The sequence below is a fragment of the Robinsoniella peoriensis genome, from assembly GCF_000797495.1.
In the GTDB taxonomy this organism is placed as follows: domain Bacteria; phylum Bacillota; class Clostridia; order Lachnospirales; family Lachnospiraceae; genus Robinsoniella; species Robinsoniella peoriensis.
Map to the genome: position 1 here is coordinate 171,029 of NZ_JTGN01000007.1, position 23,988 is coordinate 195,016.

The following is a 23,988-nucleotide window of genomic DNA, read 5'->3' on the forward strand; positions in this document are numbered from 1 at the left end:
CGACAATTTTAAATTACAGGGTGGATTTCCCGGAAATTATTAATCAGTAAAGGTATGGTGAAATGTTAAATTGACCGATATTTGTAAAATATATTTTATATTTCCCGAATTTAATTACTTGTTCTTTACAGTTATTTTACTAAAGAAAGGTGGAGGAAAAACTTCTATTTTAGTAGGATGATTTCTGTAAATTATTAATTAATTGAAGGGAAGGTAAGAAATGAAAAACAGAATGAAACGCATTACGGCACTAATTGTGACAATTGCCATGTCGATATCAATGGTAATGACTCCATCGCTAAATGCAATGGCTGTTTCCGGGGAAACGATTCCGTCGATAGCAGAAGACAAGGTCTATCAGAGTCAGAACGATGAAAGCGAAGCAGCACAAAGTAAAATAACAGATACGGAATCTGAATCTGAATCTGAACAGACAGGAAGCGTAGAAGAACATCAGAACTTTTCTGAGGATGGCAGAAATACGCTGGAAACATACCAGGCAGAAACAAATTTTCCGGAGACAGAGCAAAGGCAATCGGATGATAAAGAATCGTCAGAACCTAAAACTGATGAGTCAGACACGAGTGCAGGCAGCGATAATAATTTAAAGCCAGAGAATAACTCTGATCTGAAAACTTCACTTTTGGATACAATTCGTAATGAAATTTCTGGAAATGACATTAAGGGAGAAAATATAATAGTAACTGCAGCAGTGGATGGTGAGACTAAACCGGATAGTCTCTGGCTGTTTTACCGCCAGTTGCCGGATCAGGAATATACTTCTGTTGAAATGACACAAGTTGTTGGCCAGGATAATCCGGATAGCTATCAGGCAGTTCTGGAGCGGGATGAGCTATATACAGACAGCCTTGAATGGTTTACCCAGGCATTTTTTGGCGAACAGTCGGTAAAAAGCAGCGATGAAGATACGGTACTCATTAGCTCGGTTGACAGCGATGAAGCGTCGCCTCTTTTAATTACAGAGGCTGTGCAGGCGTCCCCTAAGGGTGCCGGCTATACCTGGTTTGAAGTGTATAACAATGCAAATGAAGCAGTCAATCTGAAAGATTATATTTTCTATTACGTTTATCCTACCGGAAGCTGGCTGGAGTGGTTTACGGATGGATATAACAGCACAACGGCTTCCAAGGTACCAAGCGGCCATATATCAGATAAAGATGTGATCTTACAGCCGGGAGAAAGCTGTATTTTCTGGCCGGGCGGAACGGTATATAGTGAGTCTAAAGAAACTGCAATGAGGGAATATTATGGGATATCTCAGAATGTCCAGGTTATTCATATTAAGCATGGCGGTTTTCATGCCAGTCAGGACCGGACGGTACGTATTGGAAAATCAACGGATGATATTATTGCAGAATGCAGTGTCAGCGGAAGCGATAATCCGGCGCCTGCAAAAAAAGTATCTGATCAGTTTACCTATCGAAAAGATGGAAATATGGGGTATAAGGTGTCGACTCAGGCAGAACCAACACCTGGAATGACAGCATCATGGCAGATGCCGGACCAGCCGATGGATTTGTCGGCAGAGACCTTGTTAACCAATGCTGCGGCAGAAGAATTTGAAGACAGGATATCGTTTTCAGTTGATGTGAGCGGAGCTTTGGGTGCGGTAAATATATATCTTTCTTATCAGCAGGCAGGATTACCGGCTGAAAAAGTGCAGATGAAATCCAAAAACAAAAGTGCAGAAGCAACGTTCTCGGTTGATCTGTCGAAAGATCTTCTCTGGTCGGATGAGGTGACCTGGCACGTGGAATCGTCTGATGGAAAATTAACAGAGAATATTACGATGGCTGTAAATCATGGCGATCTTGACTACACAAAGGAGCCGCCCCTTATTTTTACGGAAGTGCTGCCAGTTCATGAAAATGGACAATACACCTATGCAGAAATATATAACAATTCCAACCAGACGATAAATCTGGGTTATTATACCCTTTATTATCAGTATCCGACGGATGCAGAAGCAGGCAAAGTATCTAAGAACTGGACAATAAATGCCCCGGATATCTATATGGAGCCCGGAAAAAGCGTTGTTTTGTGGTTGAGCAATAATGGAACTACCGTAGAACAGTTTAACACAAATTTTGGAACAGATCTGGTTGAAAATAAGGATATTGTTCGGATTGATTATGCTGGATTCCATGGCAGCGACTGGCGAAAGTTAAGTATTGGACGTGCCTTTGATAAGGTGATTGCAAGTGTTACTTTCAATGAAAATGGTGCTGATTGTAAACCTGGAGAGAATACTGCCATTCAGTACACTTATCCAAAAAGCGGCGATTATAAAGAAAGCATAAAGGTATCAAATAAGCTGCAGCCATCACCAGGAAATACGCATACATGGCAGGTACCTTCCGAAGATAAGCGGGTAAATTTCCCGGGTTACCCGGAATATCCGGATACAGGGGCTTCTCCGGTTGTGAAAGAACGTACGGATAATCCGGTGCCGGCATCCATTAGTGAAGGAGAGGAATTATTTGCAGCTTTTGATTGTACCGATGCTATTGGATTGACTTCCATGGCAATCAAGTACCGCTTTGATAATGAAGAGACATTTCGCACTGTTTATGAAGCAAAGCAGCGGGTAAATGGACGTTTTTTTGCCAGAATTCCGGCAAATGAAATCCTGGGACATAAAAGCCTGGAATTTTATGTTGAGGGATACAACCTTTACCGCAGTACTAAGACAAAAACCTACACCGTAGGAATCAATGGAGCAAATGATTTTGAGGGCATTCGTCTGAACGTTAATGACGCAAGCGTTGTAAATGGAGTAAAGACAATCACTGCAAATAATGGCAAGAATAATAAAGATACAAAGATATTAATTAATAATAAAAAAGAAGATACAGCAGGAGTACTAGAAAATGGTGCTTTTCTTTCGCTGGAAACAGGAGGTCAGGATAATTATTTCAAAAATGTTGTAACAGCTCCATATGGGGAGAATAACCGGGAGATCATATCCTATCTTGGAAAATGGACAAATCTGGCAGACCGCGCATTTTTGGTAGATAACAAATACTTTGCAGTAGATGAAAATGGAAACTACGTTGTTACATTTACTATTTGGGCAGGTGATTCCGGAACACCGTTTGAAGATATCTATCAGCCATCCGAAAACCATGAAGATTTTACGGTGAACAATGTAAAATTAGTGCTGGGAAATGGAGAAGTAATCGGGCCCGACCGCGCTATGCAGGATTATACCTATTCAGGGGATTCATTCCAATTGGATCTGGAGAATCCGGAAATAGACAGGACATATAAGATCGGAGACACAAAAAATGGTACCATGGCGCCATCATTGGAACTGCATTTTACAATACCTGCTGATAAACTCACCGCAGTTGGTACAAACTGGGATACTTCAAAATTGATAGATGGTGTGTATGAAGTAAAAGCTGTTTCAGAAGAGAAAAAAGCTACAGCAAATGTTACCGTAGATAATACGGCACCGGTTATCCGTCCGGGGATACAGAATCATGACGTATTAACAGGAGATATTCTGTTTGATCCTGAAATCACAGATGCAAATGGAATTCAGGAACAGATGACCTGGGCACGTCTGGACGGAAATACCATTTCACTTCCATATAAAATTGCTTCAAAAGATATGGAGGCAGGAGAGCACACATTTACGGTAACAGCATATGATATCTGCGGAAATAAAACTGAAAATGAAGTGACATTCACAACAAATACCGTTAATCCTTCCGGAATTACCGCAAAAACCAGCGAAACAAAAGCAGATCAGGCGAAACTGACAGTGGAGGCTGCACAATTAAACGGGAAGAGCGGAACAGCAGAATTTTATAAAGGAAGAGCCCTGACCCTGGAAAATGGATCGGTAACCATGGTACAAAGTGATGGGAGCAGCCAGATCACACTGGCTGCTGGAAATGAAGAAATGAAGGTTACCTCACCTACCGGCAATCTTCCTTATCAGATCTTTACCGTTAAGACGGGGACCGTTAAAAGTACGGACCGCATTGCCGCAAACTGGGATGGTAATGCAAGTTATGCAGACGAAACACATGCGACCGCTATGTACGTATACAATACAAAGGAAAACCGATGGGAACTGCTGAAAAAAGCAGATGATACCGGAAGCATTAAGGCAGTATTCCAGGTAGAAAATCATGTGGTGCAGGACACGGCATATCTTTTGGTTCAATGCAGAAGCGCAGGTACTCCACAAGTATCTCCGGGAAAAGCAAAAAGTGCGGCACTTTCTGGCTGGGAGGGTACGCTAAGACCGGAGCAATACGACTTTTCCATGGCATGGATTACAGATACCCAATATTATGCAGAAACCTGGCATGACCATTTTTCAGCTCAGAATCAATGGATTGTAAACAATGCACTGGATTGGAAGATTCGCTACACCATCCATACAGGAGATATTGTAGACGAATGGGATATGCAGGATCAATGGCAGCGTGCGGATCAGGCAATGAAAATATTTGACGATAACAATATGCCGTATGGGGTATTGGCCGGAAACCATGATGTAGCAGCAGGAAATGAGTATTACAATAATTACTGGAATAATTTTGGTGAAGACCGGTTCTCAGATAAGGATTACTATGGAGAGAGCTACAAGAATAATCTGGGACATTATGATCTGCTGACGGAAAATGGACAGGATCTCATTATTCTATATATGAGCTGGGATATTTATCAGGAAGAGATTGACTGGATGAATCAGGTATTGGAGCAATACAAAGATAGAAAAGCAATTTTGTGTTTCCACAGATATGCAAATGTTAAAATTACAGATGACAGCATCTTAGATTATGCCGGAAAGGTGATTCAGGAAAATGTAGTAGCTAAAAATGAAAATGTAATCGCAGTTTTAAATGGTCATTACCATGGTGCATCTATACAGGTAGACGAATTCCAGAATGCGGATGGCACACAGCGTCTGGTATATCAGATCTGTACTGATTATCAGTCAGATCCGGAAGGTGGTTCAGAGTATATCAAATTCCTGTATTTCGATCTTCAGAATGATAAGATTTATATGAATTCCTATTCGCCTGCGAAAGAAGATTTTAACTACTTTGATTCACCAAAGCTGGAGTCTTATGGCGCTGGAACCATTGCAATTAATCAGGATATCTATGAACTGGATGTTGATTTTGATACCTCAGCCAAATCTTTGGAAACCAGCCGTTTTGCTGCGGCAGTATACACGGATGAGCTGATCGGAAGAGCACCTGTTTCTAACGGCAAGGCAGAGTTTAACTATAGCGGGCTTTCGCCGGAAACGGGATATGGATGGTATGCCAAAGTGACTAATGATAACACGGGAACTGCCCGGTCAGATGTAGATATATTCTATACTACGAAAAAGCAGCCGGAACCGTCCAGGCCAGAACCGCCAAAACCGCAGCCCCCCAAACCGGATGAGCCGTCAGAACCCGTTGCTCCTGAAGTAACCGTTGGAAACACCGCTCTTAAAGTAACAGCTTCTTCCTATAACAGTCTGAAGCTCACCTGGAAAAAGGCAAAAAATGCTTCGGGCTATATCATTTACCGGAGTGATAAGAAAAATGGAAAATATAAAGTAGCTGCCTCCATAAAAAAAGGATCTCAGACTTCCTATACGGACAAAAAGCGTAAATCCGGAAAAACCTACTACTATAAGATACGAGCATTTGGATATATAAATAATAAGAAGAAATATGGAAGCTATTCTGCGATTAAAAGCTGCAAAGTTGTTCCGGGAGAAGTTAAAATTGCTTCTGTTTCCAACAAAAAAACGAAATCCTTATCCATCAAATGGAAGAAGACAGATGGTGCCGATGGCTATAAAATATATCGTGCTGCCGGTAAAAATGGGACATTCAAAAAAATTAAAACCATCAAAGTTACTAATACTAAGCGAAAGTCCTTTACATTTACCGATAGCGGACTAAAAAAAGGTAAAACTTATTACTACAAAATAAGAGCTTACCGTAAATCTGGAAAAACAAATATAACCGGGAAAGCTGGCAAGGTAATAAGTAAAAAAGTTACCAGGTAAGAACTGATTTTCCTTCAAAGCACTGGACAAATCCATGATTTGGCACTAATATAGAGGTATCATTAGGCTGCTGCCATATATGCCAGGGAGGAACAAGAGATGAGAGGATTTAAAACAAAGAGAATATTAGGGCTGTTATTTGCCATGGTTTTTGTTTTGTGCGGAATTGGAACAATCGGAATGAATAAAGCTGAAGCAGCGGCAGGAACTGCTTCAGCTGCAGATCAACAGATATCCAAAAGTAAAGACACCCAAAATAAGGGGATGAATGTACATTTTATTGATGTGGGTCAGGCGGACTGTATTCTGGTGGAGTCAGCAGGAAAGTATATGCTGGTTGATGCAGGAAATAATGATGATGCAGACACAATTTTAGATTATTTGAAAAAACAGGGTGTGAAAAAGCTGGATTATGTAATCGGAACACATCCCCATGAAGATCATATCGGTTCATTATACACTGTAATTGATACATATGACATCCAGACATTAATCATGCCGGCAAAAGCCCACACAACGAAGACATTTGAAGATGTTGTAGCTGCAATTGAAAAAAAGAAGCTTAGTATTACCGATCCTGTACCGGGTAAGAAATACAAGCTGGGTGATTCTGAATTTACCATTTTGTCACCCAAAAAGGGCAAGGACTATGGCGATAATTATAATAACTGGTCGGTAAGCATTAAATTGGTAAATGGAAAGAACAGCTTTGTACTGTGCGGAGATGCTGAAAAAGATTCAGAGAAAGATATGCTGGATTCCAAGATCGATCTGAAGGCAGATGTATTAAAACTTAGCCATCATGGCAGCCGCACGTCCACAACGGATGCATTTCTAAAAGCTGTACAGCCTGCATACGCGGTTATCAGCGTAGGGAAAGATAATGATTACGGACTTCCGGATGAAGAGAGTCTTAAAAAGTTATCTGAGAATAAGATTAAATATTATAGGACAGATGAACTGGGATCCATCGTGGCATCCAGCGATGGGACTGATATTACCTGGAAATATACTTCCAATAAAGAAGATAAAACCGGTAAATCAGGCGATATAAAAAATAGCCGGAGCGAACAACAAACTACGGAATCAGCAACAGAGGCTCCGGCAAAAGGAACGGATTTTATCATTAATACGAATACCGGTAAATTTCATAAGCCCGGATGTTCATCCGTAAAACAAATGAACGAATCCAATAAGCAGTATTATAATGGAAGCAGGGATGATTTAGTTTCCAAAGGATATGATCCCTGCAAAAGATGCAGCCCGTAAATTAAATATCAGACGAATCAGAAAAGGAACCCTTTTTCAATATGCGGGTTCCTTTTTAATGCCTGTAAAAGTTACCGGATGAAGAGGCAATTTGATTTTTACTTGCATTTTTAATCCGGATGTTGTTATAATAGCGGTTAGGTAAATGATAAGTTATGAAAGGATAATGAAAATGGCAAAGCAAACGATGACATATGATGCGAGCAGCATCTCTGTACTGGAAGGCCTGGAAGCAGTTCGAAAGAGACCAGGTATGTATATTGGTAGTGTTTCCAGAAAAGGCCTCAATCATCTTATATATGAAATTGTCGATAATGCAGTGGACGAGCATCTGGCTGGATTTTGTGACCGGATCGAGGTAACACTGGAGAAAGACGGTTCCTGTACGGTAAATGACAATGGACGTGGTATTCCGGTGGGGATGCACGAGAAGGGAATGTCAGCAGAACGTCTGGTATTTACGACACTGCATGCCGGGGGAAAATTTGATGATTCGGTATACAAGACAAGCGGCGGACTGCATGGTGTAGGTTCTTCTGTCGTAAATGCATTATCTACGTATCTGGATATTAAGGTAAGCAGGGAAGGTGCGATTCATCATGACCGCTATGAAAGAGGAATTCCGGTCATTGATTTGGAAAACGGACTGCTGCCGGTAATTGGAAAGTCCAGGAAGACAGGTACACTGATTAACTTCCTGCCGGATCCGGAAATATTTGAAAAGACTAATTTTGCGGCGGAGGAAGTGAAAAGCCGTCTCCACGAAACAGCTTATTTAAATCCGACTCTTACAATCGTATTTGAAGACAGGCGGGGAGCGGAGACAGAACATATTGAATTTCATGAACCAGATGGAATTATTGGGTTTGTAAAGGATTTGAATCAGCATAAAGAATCCCTGCATGAGCCCATTTATTTTAAAGGAGAAGCGGAAGGCATAACAGTAGAATGTGCATTTCAGTATGTCAATGAGTTCCATGAAAATGTATTGGGCTTTTGTAATAATATTTATAATGCAGAGGGCGGAACCCATTTGACCGGATTTAAGACAACTTTTACCACCGTCATGAATAATTACGCAAGGGAATTAGGGATTTTAAAAGAAAAAGATGCCAACTTTACCGGTGCCGATATCCGAAACGGACTGACTGCCGTAATTTCTATCAAGCATCCGGCTCCGCGTTTTGAAGGCCAGACAAAGACTAAGCTGGATAATCAGGATGCGGCAAAAGCTTCCGGAAAGGTGACGGGAGAAGAGGTTGTCCTTTACTTTGACCGTAACCTGGAAACTTTAAAAAGTGTACTTTCCTGTGCCGAAAAAGCTGCTAAAATTCGAAAATCTGAAGAAAAAGCAAAAACGAATATGCTGACAAGGCAAAAATATTCCTTTGATTCTAATGGAAAACTCTCCAATTGTGAAAGCCGTAAACCGGAGCAATGTGAAATATTCATCGTAGAGGGAGATTCCGCAGGCGGATCAGCCAAAAATGCAAGAGACCGTAACTACCAGGCAATCCTGCCTATCCGTGGTAAGATACTGAATGTTGAAAAGGCAAGTATTGATAAAGTACTGGCGAATGCTGAGATTAAGACAATGATCAATGCTTTCGGCTGCGGATTTTCTGAAGGCTATGGCAACGATTTTGACATATCGAAACTGCGTTATAATAAAATCATTATCATGGCAGATGCCGATGTGGACGGTGCTCATATCAGTACACTTCTACTGACCCTGTTTTACCGGTTTATGCCGGATCTGATCTATGAAGGACACGTGTATATAGCAATGCCGCCATTGTATAAGGCAGTTCCATCCAGAGGTACGGAAGAATATCTCTATGATGATAAAGCACTGGAAAAATACCGCAGAGCCCATAAGGGACCCTTTACGCTGCAGCGATACAAAGGTCTTGGAGAAATGGATGCGGATCAGCTTTGGGAAACTACCCTGAACCCGGCCACGCGCCGTTTGAAGCTTGTGGAAATAGAAGATGCCAGAATGGCATCCAATGTAACGGAGCTTTTAATGGGGACGGAAGTACCGCCAAGAAGGGCATTCATTTATGAGCATGCCTCAGATGCGGAACTGGATGTATAAGTTTGTCAAACTGCTAATTGGTATAACGATGAAGGAGCATTTAAATGGAAAATATACAGGAACAGATAATTAGAACAGAGTATTCGGATGTAATGCAGAAATCTTACATCGATTATGCAATGAGTGTTATTATAGCCAGAGCGATTCCCGATGTGAGGGACGGCTTAAAGCCGGTTCAGAGAAGAACGCTTTATGATATGTATGAACTGGGAATTAAGTATGACCGTCCTTATCGTAAATGTGCCCGTATTGTGGGGGATACCATGGGTAAATATCATCCGCATGGTGACAGTTCTATTTATGAATCCCTGGTGGTAATGGCACAGGAATTTAAAAAAGGCCTTCCTTTAGTAGACGGACATGGTAATTTTGGTTCAATTGAAGGGGATGGAGCGGCGGCAATGCGTTATACGGAAGCAAGGCTGCAGAAAATTACCCAGGAAGCTTACTTAAATGATCTGGATAAAGATGTCGTGGATTTTATTCCAAACTTCGATGGTACAGAAAAAGAGCCGGCTGTATTGCCGGTACGTCTGCCAAATCTTCTGGTAAATGGTGCGGAAGGTATTGCGGTAGGTATGGTAACCAGTATCCCGCCCCACAATCTGGGAGAGGTGATCGATGCGGTAAAGGCAACGATTAAAAATAATAAAATCACAACGGAAGAGTTAATGCAGTATGTACAGGGACCGGATTTCCCAACAGGCGGCATCGTCGTGAATAAAGATGATCTTCTTCAAATATATAAGACTGGTGCAGGTAAGATTAAGCTCAGAGGAAAAGTAGCGTTTGAACCTGGGAAAAACGGAAAAGACCGTCTTGTAATTACCGAGATTCCCTATACCATGATGGGTGCCAATATCGGGAAGTTCCTAAATGATGTGGCAACCCTGGTGGAGACAAAAAAAACCAATGACATCGTGGATATATCCAACCAGTCATCCAAAGACGGTATCCGTATTGTTTTGGAACTGCGTAAAAATGCAGATCATGAAAACCTTGTGAACATGCTTTACAAAAAAACACGTCTGGAAGATACTTTTGGTGTAAATATGCTTTCGGTGGCGCAAGGTAAGCCGGAAACTCTGGGTATCAAAGCAATTATTGAATATCACATTGATTTCCAGTTTGAACTTGCCACCAGGAAATATAAAACACTTCTTGCAAAAGAATTAAATAAGAAAGAAATCCAGGAAGGATTAATCAAAGCCTGTGATGTTATTGATTTAATTATTGAAATCTTAAGAGGCAGCAAAAACCAGAAGCAGGTAAAAGAATGCCTGATTAATGGTGTGACAGAAGGAATCAAATTCAAATCTGCAGCTTCCAAAAAGGCGGCCGCGTCTTTGAATTTTACGGAAGCCCAGGCAACTGCCATTTTAGAGATGCGTTTATATAAGCTGATAGGGCTTGAAATTGAAGCACTGCAAAAAGAACACGAGGCAACTCTTAAGAATATCGCTTCTTATGAGGATATTTTAAATAATTATAAATCCATGGCGAAAGTGATAATTAAGGAACTGGATGCCATCAAAAAAGAATATGCCAGACCGCGAAGAACAGCCATCGAAAACGCTGCAGAAGCTGTTTATGAAGAAAAGAAAATAGAAGAGATGGAAGTGATCTTTCTTATGGACCGGTTCGGATATGCAAAAACAATTGATGTGACTGCATATGACCGGAATAAGGAAGCTGCGGACAGTGAAAATAAATATGTCCTTTCCTGTATGAATACGGATAAGATCTGTATTTTTACAGATACCGGGAAGCAGCATCTGATCAAAGTAATGGATGTGCCTTACGGAAAGTTTAGGGATAAGGGCAAGCCGATTGACAATCTTTGTAACTACAGCAGCAGTGAAGAACAGATCGTACTGGTGGAAACCCTGGCTAAGGTGAAAATGTCGGTTCTGATATTTACCACGAAAACAGGAATGATCAAAAAAGTGGAAGGAACAGAATTTGATGTGGCAAAGAGAACCATTGCCGCAACGAAGCTGGCGGAAGAAGACCAGGTGGTATCTGTCACCTGCCTTGGAGACAGCGGGCAGATCGTACTGCAGACAGATCAGGGCATTTTCCTGAGATTTTTATTAGAAGAAGTTCCGCAGAAGAAAAAAGGCGCTGTTGGCGTGCGGGGGATCCGTTTGTCTGAAAATGATTTCATCCAGGAAGTTTACTATCTGTCATCACAGGATGACACTACGATTCTATATAAAGATAAGGAAGTACAGTTGAGTAAACTCCGCCTTGGCAAACGTGATACCAAGGGAACAAAAATCAGAGTATAGTCCGTGAAAATCCAATAACCGTCCGTGCAGTCTCCGTAAATACGCAAAGGCGGACAGCCTCAGTGAAACCGGGCTTCAGGTAGTTTCTCCCAAATTGGGGGTTGCAATTTACAATTCACGGTGCTATAATGAACAAGATGATGAATAAATTACTAGAGTATGAGTGGGCGAAAGTCCACTCATCTTTATTGTGTAGAACAGAAAGGCGATGCAGATGACGAAAAAAGAAATCTATGAGCAGAAAACAGAAGAAATCCTCTTATCAATTGTAAAGGAGCATGCATTTGAACTGGTTGATGTGGAATATGTGAAGGAGGGTGGAAGCTGGTACCTGCGTGCATATATCGACAAAGAAGGCGGAATCGCAATTGATGACTGTGAAGTAGTGAGCCGCGCATTAAGTGAAATTTTAGACCAGAAGGATTTTATTGAAGATGCTTATATCCTGGAAGTGAGTTCTCCCGGACTAGGAAGGCCGCTTAAGAAGGAGAAAGATTTCGTACGAAGTATGGGTGAAGAAGTAGAAATCCGTACTTATCGTGCTTTTAATAAACAGAAAGAATTCGTCGGAATCTTATGTGCCTATGATAAAGAGAGCGTAACTATTGAATTAGAAGACAAAGAAGAAATGAAGTTTGAGAAATCGGATATTGCGCTGATCAGGCTGGCGTTCGATTTCTAATCAAGGAGGAAAAGTATAATCATGAATAACGAATTGTTAGAAGCGCTGAATATTCTGGAAAAGGAGAAGAACATCAGCAAGGATACATTGCTGGAGGCAATTGAACAGTCACTGATTCAGGCTTGCAAGAATCACTTTGGAAAAGCAGACAACGTTAAAGTCTCAATTAATCCGGATACTTGTGAATATCATGTATTTATGGAAAAGACAGTGGTGGAAAAAGTAGAAGACAGCGTTATGGAGATCAGCCTTGTTAATGCGATGCTGATCGATTCCAAGTATGATGTGGGTGATATCGTTAATGTGGAAGTGAAATCCAAAGAGTTTGGACGTATTGCCACACAGAATGCGAAGAACGTTATTTTACAGAAAATCCGTGAAGAAGAGCGTAAAGTACTCTTTAATCAGTACTACGGCAAAGAAAAAGATGTTGTTACCGGTATTGTTCAAAGATATCTTGGCAAGAATGTAAGTATCAATATGGGCAAGGTAGACGCAATCTTAAATGAAAATGAAATGGTAAAAGGTGAAATCTTCAAACCTACAGAACGTATTAAAGTATATGTACTGGAAGTAAAAGATACACCCAAGGGACCAAAAATTCTGGTTTCCAGAACACATCCGGAACTGGTGAAACGTCTTTTCGAATCTGAAGTAACCGAAGTTAAGGATGGAACAGTAGAGATCAAAAGCATCGCAAGAGAAGCAGGAAGCAGAACGAAGATAGCAGTATGGTCAAACAACTCTGATGTAGATCCGGTTGGCGCATGTGTCGGCTTAAACGGTGCAAGGGTTAACACTATTGTTAATGAACTCAGAGGCGAGAAGATCGATATCATCAACTGGGATGAGAATCCTGCAATACTTATTGAAAACGCCTTAAGTCCTGCAAAAGTAATCTCAGTTATCGCAGATAATGATGAGAAAACGGCTAAGGTTGTGGTTCCAGATTATCAGTTGTCACTGGCAATCGGTAAAGAGGGACAGAACGCAAGACTGGCAGCAAGGCTTACTGGATTTAAGATAGATATCAAGAGTGAAACCCAGGCAAGAGAATCCGGTGACTTCTATGATGATCCTTATGAAGAAGATATTTTCGAAGAGGAAGCAGAAGAAGGATTCTTTGAAGAAGAAAATTATAATGAGACGGCAGATGAGCAGGAATCATTTGCACAGAACATTATGGAAGACCAGGAAGCATATACAGAAGATGAATTATTTCACGAAGATGAACTGATGGAAGAAGACGGTTTTGATGAGGATATTCTTGAAGAAGAAGCTTCTCTGGAAGGCAGTCCGGATCCGGAAGATAAGTAATCGAAGGAGTACAGTATGAGCCAGGTTAAAAAAGCACCTATGCGAAAATGCATCGGATGCCAGGAAATGAAAAACAAAAAAGAAATGATGAGAGTCCTCAAAACACCGGAAGACGAACTTGTCATTGATACGACCGGTAAAAAAAATGGTAGAGGCGCATATCTGTGCTTTTCAAAAGAATGTTTTGAAAAGGCAGTGAAAAGCAAAGGGCTGGAGCGTTCATTAAAAATGAGTATCCCCCCATCTGTATATGAAGGTTTAAAAAAGGAGATAGAGCATATTGAAACAAAATAAAATTCTGTCTCTCATTGGTTTGGCAATGAAAGCCGGCAAAGTTGTAAGCGGCGAATTCTCGACGGAGAAAGCAGTAAAAACAGGGCAGGCATGTCTTGTAATTATCTCCGAAGAAGCCTCCGATAATACCAGAAAAAAATTTCAGAATATGTGTACGTACTATGAAGTGCCGATTTATTTTTATGGAACGAAGATTGATCTGGGTATCGCCATTGGAAAGGAGTTTCGGGCATCTTTAGCAGTGACCGACCAGGGGTTATCTACTGCCATAGAAAAGCAGCTTAGTAACAGTAATTAACGGAGGTAGTAATATGTCAAAATTGAGAGTGCATGAGTTAGCAAAAGAATTAGGGAAACAAAATAAAGAAGTCATGAATTATCTTACAGAGAAAGGAATAACGGTAAAGAGCCATATGAGTACAATAGAGGAAGGTATGGTGGATGACATCCGTAAAAATATCGGAAAAGGCACTGCTAAACCTGCAACGGGAGCAGGGGAAGTAAAGGCACAGGAAGCATCCACATCTACAAAACCGGAAAGTAAAGAACAATCCACAGGAGAACCGGTAAAGAAAAAAAATATATCACAGGTATTCCGTCCGCAGAACAGCCGTACCGGAATGCAGCAGCGCCCGGGTCAGCAGCGTTCACAGGGACAGGCAAGAAGACCTCAGGGAAATACAGGTGCAGTACAGCATCCACAGAGCCAGCAGACAGTGAAGCCACAGGAAAACCCGGAAGTTAGGGCGCAGTCAGCAGCTCCGGTAAAACCACAGGTTCAGCCGGCAGCCGGAAGTGATGTACAGGCAAAACCTGTTTCCGTACAGCCGACGGCAGCTCCGGTACAGCATACAAGTGCAAAAGAACCGCAGACAGCGGCACCGGTTACCCCAAACAGCAGACCACAGGAAACGGAACAAAGAACTTATAACAATCAGGGTGGCCAGAGACCTTATAATAATCAAAACAGCCAGGGCGGCCAGAGACCTTATAATAATCAAAACAGTCAGGGTGGTCAGAGAACCTATAATAATCAGGGCAGCCAGGGTGGTCAGAGACCTTATAATAATCAGAACAGCCAGGGTGGCCAGAGACCTTATAATAACCAGAACAGCCAGGGCGGTCAGGGTGGCCAGAGACCATACAATAACCAGAACAGCCAGGGCGGTCAGGGTGGCCAGAGACCATACAATAACCAGAACAGCCAGGGCAGTCAAGGCGGCCAAAGACCTTATAATAACAACGGCGGTCAGGGTGGTCAGAGACCTTATAACAACCAGGGCGGTCAGGGTGGTCAGAGACCTTATAATAGTCAGGGCGGTCAAGGCGGCCAAAGACCTTATAATAACAACGGCGGTCAGGGAGGCCAGAGACCTTATAATAGCCAGGGCGGTCAGGGCGGCCAGAGACCTTATAATAGCCAGGGCGGTCAAGGCGGCCAAAGACCTTATAATAACAACGGCGGTCAGGGTGGTCAGAGACCTTATAATAACAACGGCGGTCAGGGAGGCCAGAGACCTTATAATAACAACGGCGGTCAAGGCGGCCAGAGACCTTATAATAACCAGGGCGGCCAGAGACCATACAATAATGGACAGCGTTCACAGGGACAGGGATCTTATGGTGCAGCTTCAAGTGCTCCAAAATCAGATCTGGCTAAACCGGTTACAAAAGAGTCCAGAATCAGAGCAGATAAATTTAACAAAACAGATAAATTTGTAAAAGAAACCAAAGGTAACCGTCCAAATCAGAAGAATAGTAATTTCAAGGGTGGGAAAGCTATTAGCAAGACTGCTAAACCAGTTAAGCCGATGTCTCAGCCAGTAGAAAAGAAGGAAGATGAAATCAAGACAATTATCTTACCGGATATTTTGACAATTAAAGAACTTGCAGATAAGATGAAAATCCAGGCTGCTGTTATTGTTAAAAAATTATTCCTTCAGGGAACAATGGTTACGGTAAATCATGAAATCGATTATGATACTGCAGAAGAGATTGCATTGGAATACAACTGTATTGCAGAGCATGAAGTAAAAGTAGATGTTATCGCAGAACTCTTAAAAGAAGATGACGATGATGATACAACATTAGTAGCAAGACCTCCGGTAGTATGTGTTATGGGTCATGTTGACCATGGTAAAACATCCCTTTTGGATGCCATCCGTAATACACATGTTATTGCAAAAGAAGCCGGTGGAATCACACAGCATATCGGTGCTTATGTGGTAAATATTGATGGACAGAAAATTACATTCCTGGATACACCGGGACATGAAGCGTTTACAGCTATGCGTATGCGTGGAGCGAACTCTACAGATATTGCCATTCTGGTAGTAGCTGCAGATGATGGTGTTATGCCGCAGACAATTGAAGCAATCAACCATGCGAAAGCCGCTGGAATTGAGATTATCGTTGCCATCAATAAAATTGATAAGCCAAGTGCCAATATTGAAAGAGTAAAACAGGAATTATCAGAATATGAACTGATTCCGGAAGACTGGGGCGGAAGTACGATATTTGTACCGGTTTCAGCACACACACAGGAAGGTATTGAGCAATTGCTCGAGATGATTATTTTAACAGCAGAAGTTGCAGAGTTAAAAGCAAATCCAAAGAGAAAAGCCAGAGGTCTTGTGATCGAGGCAGAGTTAGATAAGGGAAAAGGACCGGTAGCGACAGTTCTGGTTCAAAAAGGAACATTAAGAGTAGGTGATCCGATAGCAGCAGGTTCCTGTTATGGTAAAGTACGTGCTATGATGGATGACAAGGGAAGAAGAGTAAAAGAAGCAGGCCCTTCTACTCCTGTTGAAATTTTAGGTTTAAGCGACGTACCAAACGCAGGCGAGATATTTGTTGCAACTGACAGCGATAAGGAAGCAAGAAGCTTTGCAGAAACCTTTATCAGCCAGGGTCGTGAAAAACTGCTGGAAGATACGAAAGCAAAAATGTCCCTGGATGATCTCTTCACACAGATTAAAGCCGGTAATCTGAAAGAATTCGGAATTATCGTCAAGGCCGATGTACAGGGTAGTGTAGAAGCGGTAAAACAGAGTCTGTTAAAACTTTCCAATGAAGAAGTAGTCGTTAAGATTATTCACGGCGGAGTTGGTGCTATCAATGAATCTGACGTTATACTGGCCTCTGCATCCAACGCAATTATTATTGGATTTAATGTCCGTCCCGATGCAACGGCAAAACTTACCGCAGAACGCGAAGGGGTAAATGTAAATTTATACCGTGTCATTTATGATGCAATCGCAGATGTGGAAGCAGCAATGAAGGGAATGTTAGATCCTGTATTTGAAGAAAAGGTACTGGGTCATGCAGAAGTACGCCAGACATTCAAAGCATCCGGAATTGGTACAATAGCAGGTTCTTATGTTCTGGACGGTATATTCCAGAGAGGCTGTTCCGTGCGTATTACCAGAGAAGGAAAACAGATTTTTGAAGGACCGCTTGCATCACTGAAACGATTTAAAGATGACGTAAAAGAAGTTAAATCAGGTTATGAATGTGGTCTGGTATTTGAAAAATTCAATGACGTGCAAGAGTTTGACCAGGTTGAAGCATACACAATGGTTGAGGTTCCACGTTAAGTAGAACGGAGTTTTATATATGAGAAAAAACAGTATTAAAAATACACGTGTCAATGCAGAAGTCCAGCACGAGCTGTCTAATATAATCCGGGGTGAAATAAAAGATCCCAGGATTAATCCGCTGACTTCCGTGGTTGCCGTAGAAGTAGCACCGGATTTAAAAAGCTGTAAAGCGTATATCAGTGTTCTGGGTGATGAAAAATCCCAGGCAGATACGCTGGCAGGATTAAAAAGTGCAGAGGGTTATATCCGCAGGCAGCTTGCCAGAACGATTAATCTTCGTAATACGCCAGAGGTTCGCTTTATCTTAGACCAGTCAATTGAATACGGTGTGAATATGTCGAAACTTATTGACGATGTCAACAAAGATATCAAAGAGACAGAAAAGGATGATGAGAATGAATAACATAGCATCTGAACTGAATCATGTGAAAACGGTAGCTATCGCCGGCCACATCAGGCCGGACGGTGACTGCGTGGGTTCCAGCATGGGAATGTATCTCTATTTAAAGAAAAACTTCCCGCAACTTACAGATGTAGATGTGTATTTAGAAAAGATTCCTGACTCTTACCGCTTTCTTCAGGGAACAGATGAGATTCACCATACTTGTGATAAGGAAATGGAATATGATCTGTTCATTTCCCTGGACTGCGGAGATAAGGAACGTTTGGGCGAAGCTGCAAAATATTTTGAAACAGCAAAACGCAGGATGTGCATTGACCACCATATCAGCAATTCAGGATTTGCAGATGTGGATTATATTGTCCCGGAAGCAAGTTCCACTTCAGAACTGGTTTATGATGTGCTGGACAAAGATAAGATTACAAAAGAAATAGCAGAAGCACTCTATATGGGAATTGCACATGATACGGGAGTATTTCAGTATAGCTGTACTTCAGCGAAAACCATGCGGGCAGCTGCAGATCTGATGGAAAAAGGAATTGATTTTTCCGGTATTTTAGATGATACGTATTATAAAAAATCATATGTTCAGAATCAGATACTCGGAAGAGCGCTCTTAGAGAGCATTATGGTTCTGGACGGACAGTGCATTATCAGTGCTATCCATCAGAAAGATATGGTTTTTTATGGAGTGGAACCAAAAGATCTGGATGGTATCGTAAGCCAGCTTCGCAATACAAAAGGTGTTGAAGTGGCAATCTTTATCTATGAGACGGGCAGCCAGGAATTTAAGGTGAGTATGCGCTCTAATGGTATTGTAGATGTAAGTAAAATCGGTGCATATTTCGGTGGTGGCGGTCATGTACGTGCTGCAGGCTGTACGCTGCAGGGAACGATGCATGATGTGCTTAATAATTTAACAAAACATATAGAAAAGCAGCTGTTACAGGAGAAAGAATCGTGATTCATGGAATTATAAATGTTTACAAAGAGCAGGGGTTTACTTCTCATGATGTGGTAGCTAAGCTTCGCGGGATTCTAAAGCAGAAAAAAATCGGTCATACCGGTACATTGGATCCGGATGCCACGGGAGTTCTCCCTGTATGTCTGGGAAAAGGTACAAAACTTTGTGATATGCTCACAGACAGGGATAAGACCTATCAGGCGGTGTTGCTGCTTGGTACCGTTACAGATACACAGGATACCAGCGGAACCGTATTAGCTCAAAAAGAAGTAACTTCCACTGAGGAAGAAGTTCAGGAAGCGATACGAAGCTTTACCGGAGATTATGAACAGATCCCCCCCATGTACTCTGCATTAAAAGTAGATGGTAAAAAGCTGTATGAATTGGCTAGAGAAGGTAAAGTTATTGAACGCAAGGCAAGACTGGTTCATATTCATGAAATTAGGATAGATGAGGCTGCACTGCCGCGTGTCACCATGACTGTTTCCTGCTCAAAAGGAACTTACATACGTACTTTGTGTCATGATATTGGTGATAAACTTGGCTGTGGAGGCTGCATGGAAAGTCTGATTCGCACAAAAGCTGGTTCTTTTGTGATTGAGGACAGTATTACCCTGGGTCAGATAGAAGAATTGCGGGATAATGGAACCCTGATGGATCATATCACGCCAATTGATGAAATGTTTTTAGAGTATCCGAGGGTTGATATAAGAGAAGAGTTCCACAAATTATTATACAATGGCAATATGTTTTATGATAACCATACGGCAGGGCAGGTTCCTATGCAGGATGGACTCGTAAGAGTTTACGATGCCGGGGGACAATTTTTTGCTGTTTACGGTTACGAAAAAGCCGAAAAAAGATTTAAGCCGGTCAAGATATTTGCCGTTTAAGGTCACTGGAGGGACAAAAGAGTATGGAGTACATCGTAGGAACGACAGAATTTAGCTGTGAGGAAGCTTGTGCAGTTACCTTAGGTAAATTTGACAGTTTACACAGGGGGCATCAGAGGTTAATACGGCGTGTCAGACAGCTTCAGCGAGAGGGATTGAAAGGTGTGGTATTCACTTTGAATTCCAACAGGTCTGAAGTATTATTAACCGGAGAAGAACGCAGGTCACTTCTGGAAGACCAGGGACTTTCCTGCCTGATTGAGTGTCCCTTTGTACCGGAAATATCACATATGGAGCCGGAAACATTTGTATCTGAGATCCTGGCAGGCCGCCTCCATGCAAAGTATCTGGTAGTAGGGACAGATTTTCATTTCGGATATCAACGAAAAGGAGATTACAGGCTTCTGCAGGCCCTGCAGACTAAATATGGATTTCAGGTCGAGGTGATTCATAAAAAGAAGTACGAAGGAAAAGATATCAGCAGTACATTTGTAAAAGAAGAATTAAAAAAAGGCAACATGGGAGTTGTAAATGAACTACTGGGACGGCCATATGGAATTATCGGAGAAGTACTTCATGGAAGGAAAATAGGCAGAACACTTGGAATGCCTACTACCAATCTGATCCCGGAGAAAGAAAAGTTATTGCCGCCTAACGGCGTATATGCATCTAAGACCGTAATTGATGGGAAAATGTATCCCGGCATTACCAATATCGGTTATAAGCCTACAGTCGGCGAATCATTTCGGGGTGTTGAGACGTATATTTTTGATTTTGACCAGGATCTTTATGGCAAGACGATTGAGATTCTGCTCTATACGTTTGAGCGCCCTGAAATGAAATTTGATTCCTTAGAAAAATTAAAAGAGTGCATGCACAGAGATATTGAGTTTGGAAAGGAATATTTTGGTGAGCAATAGATGTTAATTTTAAGCGGGGTATTCATTTTTATTGGAGTAGTTCTGGTGATTGGTACAGCTGCCTTCCGGTATTACTTTCAGGGGAAAGAAGATTATCAGGGACGTGCTGACGGTCAGGTTGTAGATCTGGTTATGGATAAACCGGACGACGAAGGCGAGAGAGCCGGAATACATCATTATTATTATCCGGTAATTGCATATTATGCTAATGGGCTGCTTTTTAAGGAGCGTTATGAAAAGGGAAGTAATCCAAGTGAATTCAGAATGAAACAGCAATTAAAGATATGTTATAATCTGGAAAAGCCATATCATTTTAAAATTCTGCAAAAAGATCCAAGATCATATCTGTTGACCGCTGTTTATTTAATAGGGTTTTTGTTCTGTATTGCAGGTGGAATAACCTTCCTTTTATTTGCAACGAGAGGTTGACGTAAGAATACAGATGTGATATACTATCGAAGTGTGTAAGGCCGTGCTTACAAGTAAGTTTACGTTCTCTTATACACGGCAATACAGCCGATATTCAGAATTTTGGACAACTCCGACCATGTTCTTAGTATCAGGCGATCAAATAATAAGGAGGAAATCAAAATGATTTCAAAAGAAAAGAAAACAGCAATTATTAACGAGTATGGCAGAAAAGCTGGAGATACAGGATCACCTGAAGTACAGATCGCTATCTTAACAGCAAGAATTCAGGAACTTACAGAGCATTTAAAAGAGCATCAGAAAGATCATCATTCAAGAAGAGGTCTTCTTAAAATGGTAGGTCAGAGACGTGGTTTACTTGCATATTTAAAGAAAACTGATATTGAAGGATACCGTACTTTGATTGCAAAATTAGGAATCAGAAAATAATTCGGACAAAGTTGGGGGCGGAGGAATCCGTCCCTTAAGTTTGTTTCGCAACCCGTAAACCGTTAACCAAATCATGTAGCATCACAGAAGCCGAGACCACTGAAAAGCAGATTTCAGTTAAGTCTGTTTTTCAGTTGTTTCGGAAAGTATGCTGCAGCAAATTAAAAGGAGACAAAATATGTTCAAAAGTTTTTCAATGGAACTGGCTGGAAGAACTCTTACCGTAGATGTAGGAAGAGTTGCAGCACAGGCAAATGGTGCAGCATTTATGCACTATGGTGAGACCACCGTATTATCAACAGCTACTGCTTCAGAAAAGCCGAGAGAAGGAATTGATTTCTTCCCTTTAAGTGTTGAATATGAAGAAAAATTATACGCTGTTGGAAAGATTCCGGGAGGATTTAATAAAAGAGAAGGAAAGGCATCTGAAAATGCAATCCTGACATCCCGTGTAATCGACAGACCAATGAGACCATTATTCCCAAAAGATTACCGTAATGATGTTACATTAAATAACCTGGTTATGTCAGTAGATCCTGATTGCAGCCCGGAATTAACAGCAATGCTGGGTTCCGCTATTGCAACTGCTATTTCTGACATTCCATTCGACGGATCTACTTCTACCACTCAGGTGGGGCTGGTAGACGGGGAACTGGTATTTAATCCAAATGCGGCTCAGAAAGCAGTATCTGATCTTCAGTTGACCGTTGCTTCTACCAAAGACAAAGTCATTATGATCGAAGCAGGTGCAAACGAAGTTACGGAAGCAAGAATGATTGAAGCTATTTTCGCTGCACATGAATTAAATCAGGAAGTAATCAAATTTATCGATACAATTGTTGCTGAATGCGGAAAAGAGAAGCATACTTATACAAGTTGTGCCGTTCCGGAAGAATTATTTGCAGCAATGAAGGAAATTGTAACGCCAGAGCAGATGGAAGAAGCTGTCTTCACAGATGACAAGCAGACAAGAGAAGGAAATATCCGTATTATTAAAGATAAATTAACGGAAAGCTTTGCTGAGAACGAAGAATGGCTTGCAGTATTAGATGAAGCCGTTTACCAGTATCAGAAAAAGACCGTTCGTAAGATGATCTTAAAAGACCACAAACGTCCGGATGGAAGAGCAATCAACCAAATCAGGGCATTAGCAGCAGAAACAGATTTAATTCCAAGAGTTCATGGTTCTGCAATGTTTACACGCGGACAAACTCAGATCTGTACCATTACCACGCTGGCACCTTTATCGGAAGCGCAGAGAATCGATGGTTTAGACGAAGCTGAGACTTCTAAGAGATACATGCATCAGTACAATTTCCCAAGCTATTCCGTTGGGGAAACAAAACCATCCAGAGGACCGGGACGTCGTGAAATCGGACATGGAGCTCTTGCTGAACGTGCACTTATTCCGGTATTGCCTTCAGCAGATGAATTCCCATATGCAATCAGAACCGTATCCGAGACTTTTGAATCGAATGGTTCTACTTCTCAGGCTAGTATCTGTGCATCCAGTATGTCCTTGATGGCAGCGGGTGTTCCAATTAAGAAAGCGGTAGCTGGTATTTCAGCAGGACTGGTAACAGGAGATACAGATGATGACTATCTTGTACTGACAGATATCCAGGGACTGGAAGATTTCTTTGGAGATATGGACTTTAAGGTAGCAGGTACCCAGGATGGTATCACAGCAATTCAGATGGATATTAAAATCCATGGCCTAACAAGACCAATTATTGAAGAAGCGATTGCAAGAACAAAAGAAGCAAGAACTTTTATCTTAGATGAAGTTATGAATAAGGAAATTGCAGAACCTCGCAGTGAAGTAGGCAAATTTGCACCAAAGATAGTGCAGATCAAAATTGATCCGGACAAAATTGGTGATGTAGTTGGTCAGAGAGGTAAAACAATTAATGCAATTATCGAACAGACCGGTGTAAAGATTGATATCACCGATGATGGTGCAGTATCTATCTGCGGTGTAGATAAAGACAGCATGGATAAAGCAATCGATATGATCAAAATCATCACAACTGATTTTGTGGCTGGACAGTTCTTTGTTGGAAAAGTAGTAAGTATCAAAGAATTTGGCGCATTTATCGAATTTGCTCCGGGCAAAGAAGGAATGGTTCACATTTCTAAAATTTCAAAAGAGAGAATTAACCGCGTAGAAGACGTTCTGACTCTTGGAGACATGGTTAAAGTAGTTTGTCTTGGCAAGGATAAAATGGGCAGAATCAGCTTCAGTATGAAAGATGTAGATAAAGAAAATAAAGAAAATAAAGAGAACAAAGAGCATAAAGAATATGCAGAAAAGAAAGCTGAGAAGCATTCAGAGCAGTAATTTTATTCTC

Annotated in this window: 16 protein-coding genes; all 16 read left to right on the plus strand. The window is 41.5% G+C overall.

The window, feature by feature from the left end; all coding sequences use genetic code 11:
• Nucleotides 1-220: 220 nt before the first annotated feature.
• Nucleotides 221-6,052 (plus strand): metallophosphoesterase, encoded by a 5,832-nt coding sequence (locus tag QR40_RS15675; RefSeq protein WP_044295931.1) that lies wholly within the window; start codon nt 221-223, stop codon nt 6,050-6,052.
• A gap of 99 nt (nt 6,053-6,151) precedes the next feature.
• Nucleotides 6,152-7,321, plus strand: coding sequence for a ComEC/Rec2 family competence protein (locus QR40_RS15680; protein ID WP_044295932.1), 1,170 nt, complete (start codon nt 6,152-6,154; stop codon nt 7,319-7,321).
• 172 nt (nt 7,322-7,493) lie between these two features.
• The gene (locus QR40_RS15685; protein WP_027294251.1) at nt 7,494-9,419 is read left to right on the plus strand and encodes a DNA gyrase/topoisomerase IV subunit B; all 1,926 of its coding nucleotides are present in this window, start codon (nt 7,494-7,496) and stop codon (nt 9,417-9,419) included.
• 44 nt (nt 9,420-9,463) lie between these two features.
• Nucleotides 9,464-11,710, plus strand: a complete 2,247-nt coding sequence (locus QR40_RS15690) for a DNA gyrase/topoisomerase IV subunit A (RefSeq protein ID WP_044295933.1) — start codon at nt 9,464-9,466, stop codon at nt 11,708-11,710.
• 214 nt (nt 11,711-11,924) lie between these two features.
• On the plus strand, nt 11,925-12,392 hold the full coding sequence (gene rimP / locus QR40_RS15695; protein ID WP_027294249.1) for a ribosome maturation factor RimP: 468 nt from the start codon (nt 11,925-11,927) through the stop codon (nt 12,390-12,392).
• A gap of 21 nt (nt 12,393-12,413) precedes the next feature.
• Complete coding sequence (gene nusA / locus QR40_RS15700; RefSeq protein ID WP_044289389.1) at nt 12,414-13,709, plus strand: transcription termination factor NusA; 1,296 nt, start codon at nt 12,414-12,416, stop codon at nt 13,707-13,709.
• A gap of 15 nt (nt 13,710-13,724) precedes the next feature.
• The gene (rnpM, locus tag QR40_RS15705; protein ID WP_027294248.1) at nt 13,725-14,003 is read left to right on the plus strand and encodes an RNase P modulator RnpM; all 279 of its coding nucleotides are present in this window, start codon (nt 13,725-13,727) and stop codon (nt 14,001-14,003) included.
• A complete protein-coding gene (locus QR40_RS15710; protein ID WP_027294247.1) occupies nt 13,990-14,301 on the plus strand; it encodes a L7Ae/L30e/S12e/Gadd45 family ribosomal protein in 312 nt (103 codons plus the stop codon). Before rnpM ends, QR40_RS15710 begins: the two co-directional genes overlap by 14 nt.
• Nucleotides 14,302-14,314: 13 nt before the next feature.
• The gene (infB, locus tag QR40_RS30960) at nt 14,315-17,599 is read left to right on the plus strand and encodes a translation initiation factor IF-2 (RefSeq protein ID WP_152614222.1); all 3,285 of its coding nucleotides are present in this window, start codon (nt 14,315-14,317) and stop codon (nt 17,597-17,599) included.
• A 19-nt stretch (nt 17,600-17,618) separates the two neighbouring features.
• Nucleotides 17,619-18,005: a 30S ribosome-binding factor RbfA gene (gene rbfA, locus QR40_RS15720; RefSeq protein WP_027294245.1), complete on the plus strand. Its 387-nt coding sequence runs from the start codon at nt 17,619-17,621 to the stop codon at nt 18,003-18,005.
• Nucleotides 17,998-18,966 carry a DHH family phosphoesterase gene (locus tag QR40_RS15725; RefSeq protein WP_027294244.1) on the plus strand — a complete coding sequence of 323 codons (969 nt, stop codon included), beginning with the start codon at nt 17,998-18,000 and terminating at the stop codon, nt 18,964-18,966. Before rbfA ends, QR40_RS15725 begins: the two co-directional genes overlap by 8 nt.
• On the plus strand, nt 18,963-19,859 hold the full coding sequence (gene truB, locus QR40_RS15730) for a tRNA pseudouridine(55) synthase TruB (RefSeq protein WP_027294243.1): 897 nt from the start codon (nt 18,963-18,965) through the stop codon (nt 19,857-19,859). The genes QR40_RS15725 and truB overlap by 4 nt, the downstream gene beginning before the upstream one ends.
• Nucleotides 19,860-19,882: 23 nt before the next feature.
• Complete coding sequence (locus QR40_RS15735; protein WP_044295934.1) at nt 19,883-20,779, plus strand: bifunctional riboflavin kinase/FAD synthetase; 897 nt, start codon at nt 19,883-19,885, stop codon at nt 20,777-20,779.
• The gene (locus QR40_RS15740) at nt 20,780-21,208 is read left to right on the plus strand and encodes a DUF3592 domain-containing protein (protein WP_044295935.1); all 429 of its coding nucleotides are present in this window, start codon (nt 20,780-20,782) and stop codon (nt 21,206-21,208) included.
• A gap of 162 nt (nt 21,209-21,370) precedes the next feature.
• Nucleotides 21,371-21,637, plus strand: coding sequence for a 30S ribosomal protein S15 (gene rpsO, locus QR40_RS15745; RefSeq protein ID WP_027294240.1), 267 nt, complete (start codon nt 21,371-21,373; stop codon nt 21,635-21,637).
• 178 nt (nt 21,638-21,815) lie between these two features.
• The gene (locus QR40_RS15750; RefSeq protein WP_044295936.1) at nt 21,816-23,978 is read left to right on the plus strand and encodes a polyribonucleotide nucleotidyltransferase; all 2,163 of its coding nucleotides are present in this window, start codon (nt 21,816-21,818) and stop codon (nt 23,976-23,978) included.
• The last annotated feature ends 10 nt before the right edge of the window (nt 23,979-23,988 follow it).